Origin of the sequence: Paraburkholderia sp. PREW-6R (genome assembly GCF_039621805.1) — a bacterium.
Taxonomy (GTDB): domain Bacteria; phylum Pseudomonadota; class Gammaproteobacteria; order Burkholderiales; family Burkholderiaceae; genus Paraburkholderia.
This window is the reverse complement of the sequence record NZ_CP155073.1, coordinates 1,363,014-1,380,700: the sequence shown is the minus strand read 5'-3', so window position 1 is coordinate 1,380,700 and position 17,687 is coordinate 1,363,014. Positions and strand designations below refer to the sequence as shown.

Genomic DNA, 17,687 nt, shown 5'->3' with positions numbered 1-17,687 from the left:
CCGCACGGCATTACTTCCTGACCGACCGCTGTCGCACCGCTTCGAACAGACACACGCCGCTCGCGACCGACACGTTCAGGCTTTCCACCGTGCCGGCCATCGGGATCTGCATCACCACGTCGCAGGTGTCGCGCGTGAGGCGGCGCATGCCTTCGCCTTCCGCGCCCATTACGAGCGCCACCGGGCCGTCCAGCTCGGTCTCATAGAGGCTCTTGCTCGCCTCGCCCGCCGTACCGACCACCCACACGCCTGCCTCTTTCAGATCGCGCAGCGCGCGCGCCAGATTGGTCACCGTGATGTAGGGCACGGTGTCCGCCGCGCCGCTCGCCACTTTGGCCGCCGTGGCATTCAGGCCGACCGCGCGATCGCGCGGCGCAATCACCGCGTGTGCGCCGGCGGCGTCGGCCACTCGCAGGCACGCGCCGAGATTATGCGGATCGGTCACGCCGTCCAGCACGAGAATCAACGGCGAACCGTTGATGCCGTCGAGCAGCTCGGCCAGGTTCTGCGCGAGCGGCAAGTCGCCCGCGCGTGCCACCACACCCTGATGACGCTCCGTATGCGCCAGACCCCATAGACGCGTCTCGTCGGCGGCGATCAGACGCACGCCGGCCTCTTTGGCCGCATGCAGGAATTCGGTCATGCGACGGTCTTTGCGCGTGGCGTCGTAATAAACATCTTCGACCGACGATGCGTCGTGACGAATACGCGCTGTCACTGCGTGAAAACCGTAGAGAACCTTAAGACGTGCCATGACTGATACAACCTTTGATTGAACGCGCGGCAAACGCGCGCTGCTGTGATGAATACGGGCCCGAACGCCTGACGACCAGACTGCCCGACTAGCCAACGACCCAATTACCAAATGCAGACCGCGCGCAACCGGCACGTTGCTTCGTGCCCGATGCGCGCGGTCCTGACAGTGCTTCGCGGTTAACGCTTTTTGCGAGCCTGCGTTTTAGATGCGGCTCTGGCCGCGGTGCCGTGCTTCCTGGCCGCGCCGCGCGCTGTCCGCGCTTCCTCCACGGCCGCGCTCTGGGCAGGCGCCGCTTTCTTGCGACGCGCGCCCGGCGCAGCAGGTGCGCCTTCGGCCGCGGGCAACGCGCGCACGCGCGCGCCGTTCTCAGGAGACGACTTCTCGGCGTGCGTGGTGCGCGCCGCCGGCGGCTTGATCGGCGTATCCCGCACGAGGCGGAAGTCGATCTTGCGCGCATCCAGATCGACGCGGCTTACCTGCACCCGCACGCGATCCGACAGACGGTAACGGATGCCCGTACGTTCGCCGCGCAACTCGTTCTTGATCTCGTCATACTGGAAGTAGTCGGAGCCGAGTTCCGTAACGTGCACGAGACCTTCGATAAAGAGCGAATCGAGCTGCACGAAAATACCGAACGACGTGACGCCGTTCACCATGCCGCCGTATTCTTCTCCGAGCTTGTCGCGCATGAAGTAGCACTTGAGCCATGCTTCGACGTCGCGCGAGGCTTCGTCGGCGCGACGCTCGTTGGCCGAACAATGCAGCCCGAGCTCTTCCCAGATCGCCACGTTGTTCGAGCGAGCGCGGCCCCGTTTTTCTTCGTCTGACTGCTGCATGGCGCGGGCGCGCGGCGACAGCGCCGTATTGAGCTCGACGCCTTGCGGCGGCTCCGGCTGATACTTGCGCCCCTGCAGGATGGCGTAAATCGCGCGGTGCGTCAGCAGGTCGGGATAACGGCGAATCGGGCTCGTGAAGTGCGCATACGCCTCATACGCGAGACCGAAGTGGCCGATGTTGTCCGGGCTGTACACCGCCTGCTGCATGGAGCGCAGCAGCATGGTCTGCAACATCTGCGCGTCGGGCCGGTCGCGGATCTGCGCCATCAGCGCGGCGTAGTCGCTCGCATGCGGCTTCTCGCCGCCGTTCAGCGTGAGGCCCATGCCGCGCAGGAAAGTGCGCAGGTTTTCCAGCTTCTCGGCGGTCGGGCCAGCGTGCACACGGAACAGCCCAGGATGCTTGTTTCGCTTGAGGAAATCCGCCGCGCACACGTTCGCGGCCAGCATGCATTCCTCGATCAGCTTGTGTGCGTCGTTGCGCGTGCGCGGAACGATCTGCTCGATCTTGCCCTGCGCATTGCAGACAATGTATGTCTCGGTCGTGTCGAAGTCGATCGCGCCACGTTTCTGGCGCGCCGCGAACAATGCCTTGTACACGCCGTACAGATTCTGCAGTTGCGGCAGCAGCGCGGCACGACGCGCAGCCTCCGGCCCCTTGGTGTTTTTCAGCACCGCGGCGACTTCCGTGTAAGTGAGACGCGCGGCCGAGTGAATCACACCGGGATAGAACTGATACGCCTTCACTTCGCCGCGCGCGGTGACGATCATGTCGCACACCAGCACGCAACGATCGACGGCCGGATTCAGCGAACACAGTCCGTTCGACAGCTTCTCGGGCAGCATCGGAATCACGCGGCGCGGGAAATAGACCGACGTGCTGCGTTCGAGCGCGTCGGCGTCGAGGCCGCTCTTGGGCTGCACGTAGTGCGATACGTCCGCGATCGCGACGATCAGGCGGAAGCCCTCGCCACGGCCAACCTGCACCGGCTCGCAGTACACGGCGTCGTCGAAGTCGCGCGCGTCTTCCCCGTCGATGGTGACGAGCGGCACGTCGCGCAGGTCGATACGATGCCGCGCGTCGACCGGGCGCACTTCGTCCGGCAGCTTCGCGGCTTCGTCGAGCGCGGCCTGGCTGAACTCGTGCGGCACGCCGTATTTACGCACCGCGATTTCGATTTCCATCCCGGGGTCGTCGATATCGCCCAGCACTTCGACCACCCGGCCAAGCGGCTGCGAATGACGGCTCGGGAAGTCGGTCAGCTCGACTACGACGACCTGGCCGACCTTCGCCTTCTTGGTGTTCTGCGTGATCAGAATGTCGTGGCCGATGCGCTTGTCTTCGGGCGCCACGATCAGCGCGCCGTTCTCGTTGAGCAGGCGGCCGATCACGCGCTTGTTGGCGCGGTCCGTGACCTCGACGATATGCCCTTCCGGCCGGCCCCGCCGGTCATAGCCGACGATCCGCGCGAGCACGCGGTCGTTGTGCATGACCTTCTGCATTTCGCCGGTGGGCAGGAACAGATCGTCCTGACCGTCGTCGCGAATCAGGAAGCCGAAGCCGTCGCGATGACCCTGCACACGGCCCGCGACGAAGTTCGACGGATGGGTGAGCTGATAGAGATTGCGCTGATCGAGCCGGATCTGGCCGTCGCGCTCCATTGCGCCTAAGCGCTTGAAAAAGCCTTCGCGCTCCTGGCGTTTGATCGACAAGGCTTCGGCGATGTCATTCGCGGCAAGCGGCGCTTCACTCGTGCGCAGCACGCCGAGAATTTCTTCGCGGCTTGGAATCGGATACGGAAATTTGCTCAAGGGCTTGTCGATGATTTTTTCTCGTTGCATGGACGTCGGTCTGCGATGTGGCTCGGCTTAAGAAGCGCTTGGGTCCCGCCTGAGTCTCGCTCGGGTCACGCTTAGGGCCCGCTCGGGTCTCGTTTGGGTCGCGCTTCAGTCGCACTCTGGTTGCACTTCAACTGCACTTCACTTGCGCTTGAATTGCACCTGCATTTGCACAGCAAAGACTGCTTGGGTCCGGCTCGGTCAAGGCTGAGTCCGACGGGCGTGTGTGCACCGTGCCAACGAACTACTGCGAGGCATTCTAACACCCGTCCTGCACGCTAAGACGCGCCGTCAAACGTTGCTGGAAGCGGCGCAGCGGTTGTCGTCGCGCGGTTTAAGCGAGTTTTGAGAAAGGCTTGACAGGTCCGAATCTGTCGCTATAATTGCGTTCTTTGCTGTTCATCACCTGCCCAGGTGGCGAAATTGGTAGACGCACTAGGTTCAGGTCCTAGCGGTGGCAACACTGTGGAGGTTCGAGTCCTCTCTTGGGCACCAGATTCAAAAGTAAAGCCGCTTACGAGCGGCTTTACTTTTTGTGTGAAGCCTCGCGGTGGAATCCGTTTGATCCGTGGTTCAATCCAGCGGTTCGATGCGATTCTTGTCACGAGGTAGCAGGACGGTTGGTTCGACACGGCGTATCAACGTCGCGGTATGTTCGCGGTACGTTTCAACCCGGCGGTTAATGTAGCGAGTTCAGTTTGAAGCTGGGGATTGACACGCTGCATCATCCCGCTAAAATAGCGGTCTAACTTGAAGACGTGCCCAGGTGGCGGAATTGGTAGACGCACTAGGTTCAGGTCCTAGCGGTGGCAACACCGTGGAGGTTCGAGTCCTCTCCTGGGCACCACGCTCTTCAAGTAAAAAGAAACACCCCAATACCCCGTCAAGCTTTTGCGCTTCACGGGGTTTTTGCTTTCTGAGCGACACGTCAGGCACGAACACCGCGCCGCCCAGACGTTCATAACCGCAACCAGTCAAACAATTACATTTTCCCGACATTCGAGCGCTAATCTGGCGACGAATGAAATCAACTCCAGGTATTAGTACGGATAAACGCATGTTCAAACATGCAGCCGTTTAATACTCGGCGTACACTCGCTCGAAGCCCAAGCCACAGGGCGTACGGGGCTGTGGCGCCGCTCGTCGTCGAACACGGGTAACTGGAGACTCAGGAGAACAATCAATGAGCTGGACACGGGAACAGAGAAACGTCACGATCGCGGCCTATCTGGGCTGGACACTCGACGCATTCGATTTCTTTCTCATGGTATTCGTGCTGAAAGATATCGCGGCGGAATTCAACACCAAAATACCCGCCGTCGCTTTCGGAATCATGCTGACCTTGATGATGCGTCCGGTCGGCGCACTGATATTCGGCTGGCTCGCGGACAAATACGGCAGGCGTCCCACGCTGATGGTCAACATTGCGTGCTTCTCGCTGCTCGAACTGCTGTCGGGCTTCTCGCCGAACCTCACCACCCTGCTCGTGCTGCGCGCGTTGTTCGGCATTGCAATGGGCGGCGAATGGGGCGTCGGCGGCGCACTGACCATGGAAACCGTTCCGCCCAAGTCGCGCGGCGTTGTCTCGGGCCTTCTGCAGGCGGGTTATCCGAGCGGCTATCTGCTGGCGTCGATCGTGTTCGGCGTGTTCTATCAATACATAGGCTGGCGGGGCATGTTCTTCGTCGGCGTGCTGCCCGCGCTGCTCGTGCTGTATGTGCGCGCGCACGTGCCGGAATCGCCGGCATTCCAGACGCTCGAAAAGAAAGCGCGGCCGGGCCTCGTCGCCACGCTCAAGCAGAACGTCGGCCTGTCGCTGTACGCCATCATTCTGATGACCGCGTTCAACTTCTTCTCGCACGGTTCACAGGATCTGTATCCGACCTTCCTGCGCGTGCAGCATCAGTTCGACGCGCACACGGTCTCGTGGATCACGGTCGTGCTGAATATCGGCGCGATCTGCGGTGGCCTGTTCTTTGGCTTCATGTCCGAGCGGATCGGCCGCAAGCGCGCCATTTTCATCGCCGCCCTGATTGCGTTGCCGGTACTGCCGCTGTGGGCATTCTCCAGCACGCCGGTGCTGCTCGCCCTCGGCGCATTCCTGATGCAGATCTCGGTGCAAGGCGCATGGGGCGTGATTCCAGTCCACCTGAACGAGATCTCGCCTGACGAGATTCGCGCAACGTTCCCCGGCCTCGTCTACCAGCTCGGCAACCTGATCGCTTCGGTCAACGGTCCGCTGCAGGCAAGCGCTGCCGAGGCACACGGCAACAACTATGCACTCGTGATGGCGGTGGTGATCGGCATCGTCGCTGTCGTGATTGCGGCGCTGATTCCGTTTAGCCGCGAGCGTCGCGGCATCGACATGACGCAGTCGGCCAAACAGGTTGCGGCACAGCTTTAAGCGTTCGAACTAAACAGCTAGGGGCACGACGCATTATCGTGCACAATAGACACAAAGGCGGCTCGATCCGCCACGGCACGCTCAAGCGCGCCGAGCATCTGAAAAAGGCCAACCAGCAGTAACAGCAGCAGCCCTACGAGGCCGCTCCGATTTCCGTCGGAGCGGCCTTTTTTATTGTCGCGCGGCAAGACGCACCGCGCGTCCGACACGATGCAGACCGGCGTCAGGTCTTCTAGAGGAGTTCGTCCACGCACGCGACTTGATCGGCACCCACACGCTTCTTTATCCTCGAAAAACGTCTGTTTCAAATAGTTATTTGAATCGCTTGTTTGCGGGCCGGGCGCCCGGCAACTGGGAGACGCAATATGGCAGTTCGCACCACAGGCCGGCAAGCCGGCGACACGAAATCCCGCATCCTCGACGCGGCGGAGACGCTGTTCATCGAATGCGGTTATGAGGCGATGTCGTTGCGGCAGATCACCTCGCGGGCCGAAGTGAATCTCGCGGCGGTCAACTACCACTTTGGCAGCAAGGAATCGCTGATTCATTCGATGCTTTCACGCCGGCTCGACCGGCTCAACCAGGAGCGGCTCAAGCTGCTCGACCGCTTCGACCAGATGCTCGGCGCGCGTCTGACCTGCGAGCACGTGCTCGGTGCGATGTTCATTCCCGCGCTGCGGCTCTCGCGCGATTCGCGGGTCGGCGGCAAGGCGTTTCTGCGTCTGTTGGGCCGCGCTTACACCGATCCGTCGTCGTTCATCCGCGACTTTCTGAATGCGCATTACGAGTCGGTGGCCATGCGCTTTTTCGATGCGTTCCAGCGTGCGCTGCCTCATCTGCCGCGTGAGGAACTTGGCTGGCGCCTGCATTTTGCGATCGGTGCATTGTCGGGTGTGCTCGCCGGTACCGACACCGACAGCCTCATCAACGAGTTCTCCCAAGGCAAGTCGATGGACGACCTGCAACTGATCGCACGCCTGGCGTCATTGATGGTTGCCGCGCTCAAGGCCCCGCTGCCGGACAGCTCACAGCTGGCGACGTTCGCCGCCGTGCTCGGCGACGCAACGGACGGCGCGGAAGGCGGCGCGCACCCTTCCACGGAAGCGGCCAGGGCAAGTGGGGGTGAAAGCCGCGCCGTGGATAAGCCGACGGTCGGCAACGCTGGCGCATTGCACGCACGAGAGGACGAGGCGGCGGCAGATACACCGTCAGCGTCGGGCGAGTCGAATGACGAACAGCGCGACAGCAGCATCGAAGCCGGTTCGCATCATCAGGCGATGCATGGGCATGCCTGACACCGCACAGCGACTCCTTGCGACGAGCGGCGGCGCGGCACAACGCGCAGTCTGCGAGCGCGAGGGTCGCGCCGCCGGCCACGTCATGTGCGACATCCATGCAAGCCGAACCGGATCCAATGCACCGCCACTACGAAAAACGAAACTGTACTCCCCGGGCTTCACCGACCTGAGCATATCGTCCAGGTTGCGCACGTCCGCGGCATTGCACTGTCGAACCGGTAACACGACTCGCAGCGCCTCGCAGCATCCCGGCAGGCACTGCGCCGAAAAACAGCGTGCAAGCGGGCCGGCATCGTATGCAATGAAGCGGCTGAAAAATGGCACCGCGGTTGCGCGCGTGCCATAGGCGTCAGAAGAAGACCGACAGAACGCGAGCCGTCCGCGCCCCGTGGACGCGATCGCCCGCACCATTGAAGCAGGAGGAAACGTCATGCCGTGGTTCGCCCTGGTGCTCGTCATTGCTGCTTTCGCGCTCATCCATGTGCAGGCGCGCGCCTCATGGTGGCTCGCCTTCATGATCGTCTGGGTGGCGGCCGCGCATCTGAGCGGCGCGGCGGGTCCCGCCGTCACGGCCGTGCTCTCGATCGTGCTCGTGCTGCCCGCGCTGGTACTGGCAATCAGGCCCGTGCGCCGCGCATGGCTGACCCGGCCGGTGCTGGACATCTTCCGCAAGATTCTGCCGGACATGTCGCCAACCGAGCGCGACGCGATCGAAGCCGGCACCGTCTGGTGGGACGCCGAGCTGTTCTCGGGACGCCCGCGCTGGGATACCCTGCTCGCCTATGGACCGGCCACACTCACGCCGGAAGAGCAGTCGTTTCTCGACGTGGAATGCGAGCGGTTGTGCGATCTTGCGAACGACTGGGAAACCACGATGGTCTGGCAAGACCTGTCGCCGCAAACCTGGCAGTACATCAAGGACAACGGCTTTCTCGGCATGATCATTCCGAAGCAGTACGGCGGCAGGCAGTTCTCCGCGTACGCGCATTCGCAGGTCATCATGAAGCTCGCGACGCGCTGCTCCGCCGCGGCCGTCTCGGTGATGGTGCCGAACTCGCTCGGTCCGGCCGAACTGCTGATGCATTACGGCACCGACGAGCAGAAGAACCACTACCTGCCCCGCCTCGCGCGCGGCGACGAGATCCCCTGCTTCGCGTTGACCAGCCCCTATGCAGGTTCCGACGCCGCGGCGATTCCGGATGTCGGTATCGTCTGCAAGGGCATGTTCGAAGGACGCGAGACGCTCGGCTTTCGCGTCACGTGGGACAAGCGCTACATCACGCTCGGTCCGATCGCGACGGTGCTCGGCCTCGCGTTTCGCGCGCTCGACCCGCAGCGGCTGCTCGGCGGCAGCGAGGAGCCCGGCATCACCTGCGCGCTGATTCCCACCGACCACCCGGGCGTGAACATCGGCCGCCGCCACTGGCCGCTCAACGCCGTCTTCCAGAACGGCCCGAACTCAGGCAAGGACGTCTTCATTCCGCTCGACTGGGTGATCGGCGGCCGCGCGCAGGTGGGCAACGGCTGGCGCATGCTGATGGAATGTCTCGCGGCCGGCCGGGCGATTTCGCTGCCGTCGTCGAACGTGGGCATGGCGAAACTCGCCGTGCGCGGCACCGGCGCGTATGCGGCGGTGCGCCGTCAGTTCCGCACCGCCGTCGGCAAATTCGAGGGCGTGCAGGAAGCGCTCGGCCGCATGGGCGGCAATCTGTATGTGATGGACGCCGCGCGCCGGCTGTCCGCGCATGCGGTCGATCTGGGCGAAAAGCCGTCCGTGATTTCGGCGATCGCCAAGTATCACATTACCGAACGCGCGCGCAGCGTCGTCAACGACGGCATGGACGTCGCCGCCGGCAAGGGCATCTGCATGGGGCCGTCGAACTTTCTCGCACGCGCCTACCAGCAGGTGCCGATCGCAATCACAGTGGAAGGCGCGAACATCCTCACGCGCTGCCTGATTATCTTCGGCCAGGGGGCGATCCGTTGCCATCCATATGTGCTGAAGGAAATGGCCGCCACGCGTGAAGCAGATCACGCGAAAGCACTGCGCGATTTCGACGAAGCGTTCTTCGGTCATGTCAGCTTCACGCTGTCGAACGTCGTGCGCAGCTTCGTGTACGGGGTCACGGGCGGTGCGTTCATCGCCGGACCCCGTTCGGCCCATGCGCCGCTGCATGCGTACTACCGCGCGGCCACCCGCCTCTCGACCGCGTTCGCGCTCCTCGCCGACGTGTCGATGTTCGTGCTCGGCGGCGATCTGAAACGGCGCGAGCGCATTTCCGCGCGACTTGGCGACGTGCTCTCGCAGCTTTACCTGATCTCCGCGACGCTCAAGCGTTTCGAGGACGAAGGCCGCCAGAACGAAGATCTGCCGCTCGTGCGCTGGGGCGTCGAAGATTCGTTGTATCGCGCGCAGCAGGCGCTCGACGGCGTGCTCGCCAACTTTCCGAACCGGCTTGCGGCCGGGCTCGTGCGCGTGCTGGCGTTTCCTTTCGGCCTGCCGCACCGCGAGCCGTCCGACCAGCTCGGCAGTGAAATCGCAGAGCTGATGCAAAAGCCGGGTGCGGCGCGCAACCGGCTCGTGTCGGATTCGTACGTGCCGCATCCTGATGTCGACGCGCTCGGTTACGGTGAACTCGTGTTCGAGCTGAATCCGCGCTTCACGCAGATCGACCAGAAGCTGCGCGACGCGGTCAGGCAAGGGTTGCTCGAACCCATGCCGCAAAGCCTGCCGAGCCTCGCCGCATGGACCGACGCCGCGCAGCACAAAGGACTGATCGACGCGGACGATCGTCGCGTGATCGAAGACTACGCGCGTTACGGCGCCCTCGTCGTGAAGGTGGACGACTTCCCGGCCGATTTCGGCATGCTGGCGAGCTTGCACCGGCGCAAGGAAACACTCGACAAGGCACTCGAATTTATCGCCTGAGCTTGAAATACCACCGGGTCCGGCACACCCTCTGGACCAGACCCGGTGCACACTGACACACGTCCCGCATCAGCCACCCGGGACTTTCGACGAATGTGCCAGCGGAGCAGCGAACCCTATGAACGACTCTTATCTGAACTTCGTCAACTCGCCGTTCGGCGCGCGGCTCGCGCGCTCGCTCGGCTTGCCGAAGCCCGAGGTATTACGCCGCTATCGCACGGACCGTCCGGAGTTCGACGGCATGGTGGCGATCGGCGCAGGCCGCGAACCGGCATTGCTGGACGCGCTCGCGCACCTCGTGAAAAGCATCGGCGTGACGAGCGTCGCGCATGAAAGCGCCGGGACGTGGGTGCCGCTCGCGAACCGGCATGGACTGATGACCGGCCGTTTCGAACCTGCCGGGAGCGGCTCGCAGGCCAGGCTCGCCGCGCTGCTGTTCGACGCGAGCGGCATTGCCGACAGCAGCCAGCTCGAACCGTTGTACGGCTTCTTTCACGACACGCTGCGCTCGGTCGGCAAATGCGGGCGCATCGTCGTGCTCGGCAGGCCGCCAGAGGATTGTGCGACACCGCGTCAGTGGACCGCGCAGCGGGCGCTCGAAGGGCTCACCCGCTCGCTGGGCAAGGAAGCGCGTCGCGGCATCACGGCGAACCTCGTGTACGTCGGGCAACGCGCGGAGAACGAAATCGAAGCAACGCTACGGTTCTTTCTCTCGCCACGATCGGCTTATGTGTCGGGACAGGCGGTGCGGATCGGCATGGCGAGCACGAGCGCCAGCGCGGGCACCGGCTCGGCTTGCGCGGCAGCGTTCGACTGGAAGCAGCCGCTTGCCGGCCGCCGCGCGGTCGTGACCGGCGCCGCGCGCGGCATCGGCGCGTCGATTGCGAGCGTGCTCGCCGGCGAAGGCGCGCACGTGATCGGCATCGACATTCCGGCGGCGCAACAAGCGCTCGACGCGACGATGCGGCAGCTGAACGGCACCGCACTCGCGTTCGACATCGCCGCGCCCGAAGCGCCTGCGCAGATTGCGGCGGCGCTCGACGAGCAGGGCGTGGACATCATCGTGCACAACGCCGGCATCACGAAAGACAAAACGATCGCGAAGATGACCGACGCCGCGTGGCAGAACGTGATCGACGTCAACCTGTCGGCGCAGGAACGGATCGACGACGCGCTGCTCGCGGCCGGAATCCTGCGCGATGGCGGCCGCATCGTCGCGGTGTCGTCGATCAGCGGGATTGCGGGCAACTTCGGCCAAACCCATTACGCGACCTCGAAGGCCGGCGTGATCGGCCGCGTGCAAAGCATGGCGCCGCATCTGCGCGCGCGCGGCATCACGATCAATGCAGTCGCGCCGGGCTTCATCGAAACCCAGATGACCGCGAAGATTCCACTGACGATCCGTGAGGCCGGCCGCCGCATGAATTCAATGAGCCAGGGCGGCCAGCCGGTCGACGTCGCGCAGACCATCGCGTGGCTCGCGCATCCCGGCTCGGCTGGCGTGACCGGTCAGGTGGTGCGCGTGTGCGGCCAGAGCCTGATTGGAGCGTGACCATGGGTGATCCAGTGGACCCGTTCGGCAGCGCCCGCGCCACACAAGCGGCGCGGCACGACGGCGCGCGGCCGAAAACCATCGTCATCGAACAGTTGCCTAAGCCGGCCAAACTCTACGCACGCGCGCTTACCGGCATCGTCAAACGCGGACGCGACACGCAGCTGCCCGCGCTGCGGCTCGTGCGCCCCGCCGTTGCGCTCGACCCCGGCGCGATCTGGCGTTATGCGCGCGTGTGCGGTTTCATTCCCGAGCATGGCGTGCCGTTCACGTATCCGCATCTGCTCGCGTTTCCGCTTCATCTGCTGATGCTGACCGACCCGGCATTTCCCTGGCCGGCGCTCGGCCTCGTGCATCTCGCGAACCATGTGCGGTTGCGGCGGCCGCTCGCCTACAAGGATCTGTTGCGCATCGAAGTCGAGTTCGGTGCGCTGCTGCGTCACGACAAAGGCCAGGCTTTCGTGCTTCACACACGCATTTACCGTCGGGGCGAAGCCGTGTGGGATGGCGACAGCGTCTATCTGAAGCGCGGTGTGCCGACCACCGGCAGCGCGCTCGATCCGCTGGACTCCGCCGCCGGCCCGCTGCACCGCATTGCGCGCTGGCAACTGGCGTCGCAACTCGGACGCGACTACGCAACCGTTTCAGGCGACTACAACCCGATTCATCTGAGCGCGCTGTCGGCCAAAGCGTTCGGCTTTCCGCGCGCGATCGCGCACGGCATGTGGACGCTCGCGCGCGCCGCGTCCGCATTGCAGCCGCCCAAGCCGCTCGCCGAAGCCACGTTGTCCGCCGAATTCAGGTTGCCGATGCTGCTGCCCGGAGAAGCGTCGTTGTGGAGCGCGTCGCCTTCGCTGATCGAACGCGATATCGAGGTGCGCGATATCGCCGGAGAAAAGCCACATCTGCGCGGGCGCATGCAATGGCGCATTCAATGAACCATGCGTGAGCGCGTCGGGGCGTCGTGCGAAGCAGTCGTGCACGACCCGGCGCGCCATTCGATAACCAGAAGACCACCGAAAGGAGCCGAGCCATGTCCAACCCGCCGCCAGGCGTACGCCGCGTCGCCATCGTCGGAGGCAACCGGATTCCGTTTGCACGCTCGAACACCGCTTACGCGACCGCGTCGAATCAGGACATGCTGACGTTCACGCTGCAAGGCCTCGTGGATCGCTACAACCTGCACGGCGAACGGCTCGGCGAGGTCGCGGCGGGCGCTGTGATCAAGCATTCGCGCGACTTCAACCTGACGCGTGAATCGGTGCTGTCCACCACGCTCGCGAAGGAAACTCCCGCGTACGACGTGCAACAGGCATGCGGCACCGGACTCGAAGCGACGATCCTCGTCGCCAACAAGATCGCCCTCGGGCAGATCGACGCGGGCATTGCCGGCGGTGTGGACACCACGTCGGATGCGCCGATCGGGGTCAACGAAAGAATGCGCAAGATCCTGCTCGAAGCAAACCGCAGCAGGAGCGCAGGGCAACGCGTCGGGGCGCTGACCAAGCTGCGTCCGGACATGTTTTTCAAGCCACTGCTGCCGCGCAATGGCGAACCGCGCACGGGCCTTTCAATGGGTGAGCACTGCGAACTGATGGCCAAGCGCTTAAACATTTCGCGTGAAGCGCAGGACGTGCTCGCGTACGAAAGTCACCGCAAGCTCAGCGATGCGTACTCGCGCGGCTTCCTCAACGATCTGATGACGCCCTACCGCGGCCTCGCGCGCGACAACACGTTGCGCGCCGACCTGACGCTCGAAAAACTGGCCGGCCTGAAGCCGGTATTCGATCGCGACGCCGGTACGCTGACCGCCGGCAACTCGACGCCGCTCACCGACGGCGCGTCCGCCGTGCTGCTCGCGAGCGAAGCGTGGGCGGCCCGGCATGACCTGCCGGTGCTCGCGTATCTGACGTGGTCGGAGACCGCCGCCGTCGATTATTTCGACAAAAAGGAAGGCCTGCTGATGGCGCCCGCTTACGCCGTGCCGCGCATGCTCGCGCGCGCCGGCCTGACGCTGCAGGACTTCGATCTGTATGAGATTCACGAGGCGTTTGCGGCGCAAGTGCTGTGCACGCTCGCCGCATGGCAGGATGACGAATACTGCCGCACGCAACTCGGTTTGCCCGGGCCGCTCGGCATGATCGAGCGCACCAGACTGAATGTGAACGGCAGCTCGCTCGCGATCGGCCACCCGTTTGCCGCGACGGGCGGCCGCATCGTCGCCGGGCTCGCAAAGATGCTTGCGCAACTCGACAAACCCGCCGGTACGGCGCGCGGATTGATCTCGATCTGCGCGGCGGGCGGCCAGGGCGTGGTGGCGATACTGGAGCGCTGATCGCTTGCAGGACCACGACATAATCGAACGAAGCCGCTTCAGGAGACGACCATGACCCAGCCCACACGAACGCTACTCTCGCCCGCTACCGGGCCTGCCCGCCCGGCAGAGCACGGCAGTGCGCCGAGCAGCCTGCCCACGCGCACGGCCAGCGTCGCGCCGAACACCGACGGCATCTGGTATGCGTCCTATCCGGCGGGCGTGCCGCATGAGATCGATGTCGAACGCTACGAATCGGTCGTCCAGTTTTTCGACGAATCTATCGCGCAGTTCCGCGATCGGGTCGCGTATGTGAGCGTGGGCGCGAACATGACGTATGGTGAACTCGGGCGCAAGGCCGCCGCATTCGCGGCATATCTGCAAAGCGTTGGCGTGCAGCCGGGCGAGCGCGTCGCGATCATGCTGCCGAACACGTTCCAGTATCCGGTCTCGCTGTTCGGCGTGCTGAAGGCCGGCGCCGTGGTGGTCAACGTGAATCCGCTCTACACGGTGCGCGAACTCGCGCATCAATTGAAAGACAGCGGCGCGCAGACCATTGTGGTGTTCGAGAACTTTGCGAAGACCGTGGAAGATGCACTGCCCGGCACGGAGGTGCGGAACGTGATCGTCACCGGGCTCGGCGATCTGCTCGCCGACGGCCTGAATCTCAAAGGACGTCTGCTCAATTTCATGCTGCGCCATGTGAAGAAGATGGTGCCCGCCTACACGCTGCCGCAGGCGGTGCCGCTCATCAAGGCGCTCTCCATCGGCGACAGGCGGGCGCTCACTCCCGTGCGAACGTCGCACGATGACATCGCGTTCCTTCAGTACACCGGCGGCACCACCGGCGTGGCGAAAGGCGCCATGCTTACGCACCGGAACATCATCGCCAATCTGCTACAGGCCAAGGCATGGTCGGAAGGTCAGTTGACCGGCGACATAGAAACCGTGCTCACGCCGCTGCCGCTCTATCACATCTATTCGCTGACGGTGAACGCGCTGATCTTCATGGGACTGGGCGGGCGCAACATCCTGATTGCGAATCCGCGCGACATGAAGCGCGTAATGGCCATCATCCGCCATGAGCAATTCACCGGCATGACCGCGGTCAATACGTTGTACAACGCGTTTCTCGACAACGAGGAATTCTGCAAGCGTGACTTTTCCAATCTGAAGCTCGCAATGGCGGGCGGCATGGCCACGCAGAAGTCCGTGGCGGAGCGCTTCCGCAAAGTGACGGGCAAGTCGATCATCGAAGGTTATGGGCTGACGGAGTGTTCGCCGATCGTGTCGATGAACCCCGTGGATCTGTCGAACCTGCGCGAGCACGAAGGATCGATCGGGCTGCCGGCGCCCTCTACCCAGGTGCGGTTTCGCAAGGACGACGGTACATGGGCACAGATCGGCGAAGCGGGTGAACTCTGCGTGAAAGGTCCACAAGTGATGAAAGGCTACTGGAACCGCCCGGAAGAAACAGCCAACGTCATCGATGAGGATGGCTGGCTCGCCACTGGCGACATCGGCGTGATGGATTCGCGCGGCTTCATTCGTTTGATCGACCGCAAAAAAGACATGATCCTGGTGTCGGGCTTTAACGTCTATCCGAACGAAATCGAAGACGTGATCGCCACACATCCGGACGTGCGCGAAGTGGCGGCAATCGGCGTGCCCGACGCCGCGCAAGGCGAGCGCGTAAAGGTGTTCATCGTCAAACGCAACCCCGCGCTGACCGAGCAGCAGATCATTGCGTACAGCCGCAAGCATTTGACGGGCTACAAGGTGCCGAAGCTGGTGGAGTTTCGCGACGAGTTGCCGCAGACCAATGTCGGCAAGATTCTGCGCCGCCAATTGCGTGACGAGGAACTCGCGAAGCAAAGGCCTGCCTGACAGGCAAGGCGCTTGCGTCAGTGAGCTGCCGTCACCTATGGAGAGATCATGAAGCACAGCCCGTTCGTAGGCTTGCGCAGACCGCGCAGATTGCCGGCCTTCATGCGCCTCGCCCGCCTTTCATTGGCGAGCCGCGCGCCGGGAGCGCTCATGGCCGGCCTGCTCGTGGCCGGCGCCGTGGGCGCGAGCGCGCCGGCTTTCGCGCAAAACGACGCTACCCCGCCGCCGCTCGACACCGCCAGCGCGGTCAAGGCGCCTGCCACGCCGTCGTCGCAGGTCGGCAAGCTCACGCTCGACCAGCAGGTCAAATGGCTGCGCGCCGCGCAACAAAGCGGCGCCATGGAAAAACTCGACGACGCGCAACTCGTCGCGCTGTTCCAGTCACTCGACCCGCTTGCGCTGCCGCGCTACATCAAGGAAGGGCCGAACGGCTACCCGTCCTATGAGTTCACCATGTCGCGCTCTGAGCGCATTCACGGTCAGTGGCCCGACACGCCCGATCACATGCTGGTGCGCGTCGCGCACGACCCGCTGCGCATCTACGCGAAGTGGCTGCCCGACGGCGCACACGCCGGCCAGGAAATCATCTACGACGAGTCCAAACGAACCGACGAAATGTACGGTCATCTGGGCGGCATCATGAACGTGATGCCGGTGTGGACATCGCTCACGGGCGCCCTCGCCCACTCGCAGTCGAACCATCAGGTGCGCGACCTCGGCACCGAGTACATCGCGAACCAGTATCTCAGCGAAGGCAAAAAATATATCGAGGCGGGCTTGCCTCGCTCGACCCAGGTGAAAGTCAGCACGATAGACGGCGTACGCGTGGTCGCGCTGACATTCGAGACGCCGACCGGCCAGCCGCAGTTCTATGCGAAGAAAGAAACGCTCGGGCTCGATCTGAGGCATCCGTATTTCCGCACCGTCGAGTCTTATGACAACGACGGCAAGCTTTTCGAAAAGATTGTGTTCGAAAGCATTACGCCGAAAACATTCGACGACTCGACGTTCGATCCCAAAAACAAGGCGTACAGGTTCTGACGCAGCGCTCCGGGCGGCGGCAGCGTCACGCTCTGCTGCCTGGGCGCGCCGCAAACGTCAAGGCATGGCACGTGAGCGCGCCATTCGTCGGCAGATTGGTAACGCAACGTTACAGCGAATAGTTATCAGATGCTTATGCGCTCACAAGCCGTTATAGTGGACGCAGTTCGCCCGCCGACGCGTTCTGCCGCCACACAGGGTAGAATCGCGGCGAACAACCGTCTTCCTAACCTGAATTCTCCATGGCTTCCGCAGAATCGCATCCGCAAAACGACTTCATGAACGCTGCGCGCAAAGAACGTAAGCGCGTTGAGATCTATCTCGTCAACGGCATCCGCCTGACGGGTTGCATCGAGTCGTTCGATCAGTATCTGGTCATGCTGCGCACGCCTGTCGGCCTGCAAGGCATCTACAAGCGCGCGATCTCCACGATCCAGCTCGATACGGGCACGCGTCCGGCGCCGCGGACGGGGCGGCCCTCGCATGGCGAACACACCACGCGCGGCCCGCATGGTTCGCGTGAGCCGCGGGAACATCGCGAACCGCGTGAACCGCGCGAGTCGTACGGCGCGCCGTCGGACCGTTCGGGCTCCGACCGCAATAGCGGCACGTCGGATGGTCCGGTGGTGGTCACGCGCCGCCGCCGTCTGTTCGGCACGGGCGGCGACGGCGGCAACCATGGCGGCGGCCATCACGGCGGCGGCAGCAGCGGCGGCGGTAATGGTGGCAATGGCGGAAGCAGCGGCAACGAATAAAGCGTTTGTTACCCGTGTGGTGCCGAGGTTAATGCACCGGCGGCACACAGCAGGCACCTGACTGCCGATCTGCTGCCG

At 63.7% G+C, this 17,687-nt stretch carries 11 protein-coding genes and 2 tRNA genes; 11 read left to right on the top strand and 2 right to left on the bottom strand.

From position 1 onward, the window contains the following. Nucleotides 1–10: 10 nt before the first annotated feature. Together rlmB and rnr are read right to left on the bottom strand one after the other, a co-directional pair. Entirely contained in the window at nucleotides 11–754 is a 744-nt protein-coding gene (rlmB, locus tag AAGS40_RS05925; RefSeq protein ID WP_345813810.1) for a 23S rRNA (guanosine(2251)-2'-O)-methyltransferase RlmB, read from the bottom strand. Nucleotides 755–933: 179 nt separating this feature from the next. Continuing rightward, nucleotides 934–3,432, bottom strand: a complete 2,499-nt coding sequence (gene rnr / locus AAGS40_RS05920) for a ribonuclease R (protein WP_345813808.1) — start codon at nucleotides 3,430–3,432, stop codon at nucleotides 934–936. A 405-nt stretch (nucleotides 3,433–3,837) separates the two neighbouring features. On the opposite strand from rnr, the gene AAGS40_RS05915 reads away from it, so the two are divergent. The 11 genes from AAGS40_RS05915 to hfq all read left to right on the top strand — a co-directional run bounded on the left by AAGS40_RS05915 (nucleotide 3,838) and on the right by hfq (nucleotide 17,609). Then, nucleotides 3,838–3,924, top strand: a tRNA-Leu gene (locus AAGS40_RS05915). A gap of 265 nt (nucleotides 3,925–4,189) precedes the next feature. Beyond that, nucleotides 4,190–4,276: transfer RNA gene (locus tag AAGS40_RS05910), tRNA-Leu, on the top strand. 336 nt (nucleotides 4,277–4,612) lie between these two features. After that, the gene (locus AAGS40_RS05905) at nucleotides 4,613–5,833 is read left to right on the top strand and encodes an MFS transporter (protein ID WP_345813806.1); all 1,221 of its coding nucleotides are present in this window, start codon (nucleotides 4,613–4,615) and stop codon (nucleotides 5,831–5,833) included. Nucleotides 5,834–6,198: 365 nt separating this feature from the next. Further along, nucleotides 6,199–7,128: a TetR/AcrR family transcriptional regulator gene (locus tag AAGS40_RS05900; protein WP_345813805.1), complete on the top strand. Its 930-nt coding sequence runs from the start codon at nucleotides 6,199–6,201 to the stop codon at nucleotides 7,126–7,128. 433 nt (nucleotides 7,129–7,561) lie between these two features. Beyond that, nucleotides 7,562–10,060: an acyl-CoA dehydrogenase gene (locus tag AAGS40_RS05895; RefSeq protein WP_345813804.1), complete on the top strand. Its 2,499-nt coding sequence runs from the start codon at nucleotides 7,562–7,564 to the stop codon at nucleotides 10,058–10,060. Between the two features lie 118 nt (nucleotides 10,061–10,178). Continuing rightward, complete coding sequence (locus tag AAGS40_RS05890) at nucleotides 10,179–11,612, top strand: 3-oxoacyl-ACP reductase (protein WP_345813803.1); 1,434 nt, start codon at nucleotides 10,179–10,181, stop codon at nucleotides 11,610–11,612. Between the two features lie 2 nt (nucleotides 11,613–11,614). Next, nucleotides 11,615–12,550: a MaoC/PaaZ C-terminal domain-containing protein gene (locus AAGS40_RS05885; RefSeq protein ID WP_345813801.1), complete on the top strand. Its 936-nt coding sequence runs from the start codon at nucleotides 11,615–11,617 to the stop codon at nucleotides 12,548–12,550. Nucleotides 12,551–12,645: 95 nt separating this feature from the next. Then, on the top strand, nucleotides 12,646–13,947 hold the full coding sequence (locus AAGS40_RS05880; protein WP_345813799.1) for an acetyl-CoA C-acetyltransferase: 1,302 nt from the start codon (nucleotides 12,646–12,648) through the stop codon (nucleotides 13,945–13,947). 51 nt (nucleotides 13,948–13,998) lie between these two features. Next, the gene (locus AAGS40_RS05875; protein WP_345813797.1) at nucleotides 13,999–15,813 is read left to right on the top strand and encodes an AMP-binding protein; all 1,815 of its coding nucleotides are present in this window, start codon (nucleotides 13,999–14,001) and stop codon (nucleotides 15,811–15,813) included. A gap of 150 nt (nucleotides 15,814–15,963) precedes the next feature. Beyond that, the gene (locus tag AAGS40_RS05870) at nucleotides 15,964–16,854 is read left to right on the top strand and encodes a DUF1571 domain-containing protein (RefSeq protein WP_345814290.1); all 891 of its coding nucleotides are present in this window, start codon (nucleotides 15,964–15,966) and stop codon (nucleotides 16,852–16,854) included. Between the two features lie 242 nt (nucleotides 16,855–17,096). Continuing rightward, nucleotides 17,097–17,609 carry an RNA chaperone Hfq gene (gene hfq, locus AAGS40_RS05865; RefSeq protein ID WP_345813795.1) on the top strand — a complete coding sequence of 171 codons (513 nt, stop codon included), beginning with the start codon at nucleotides 17,097–17,099 and terminating at the stop codon, nucleotides 17,607–17,609. Nucleotides 17,610–17,687: the final 78 nt, after the last annotated feature.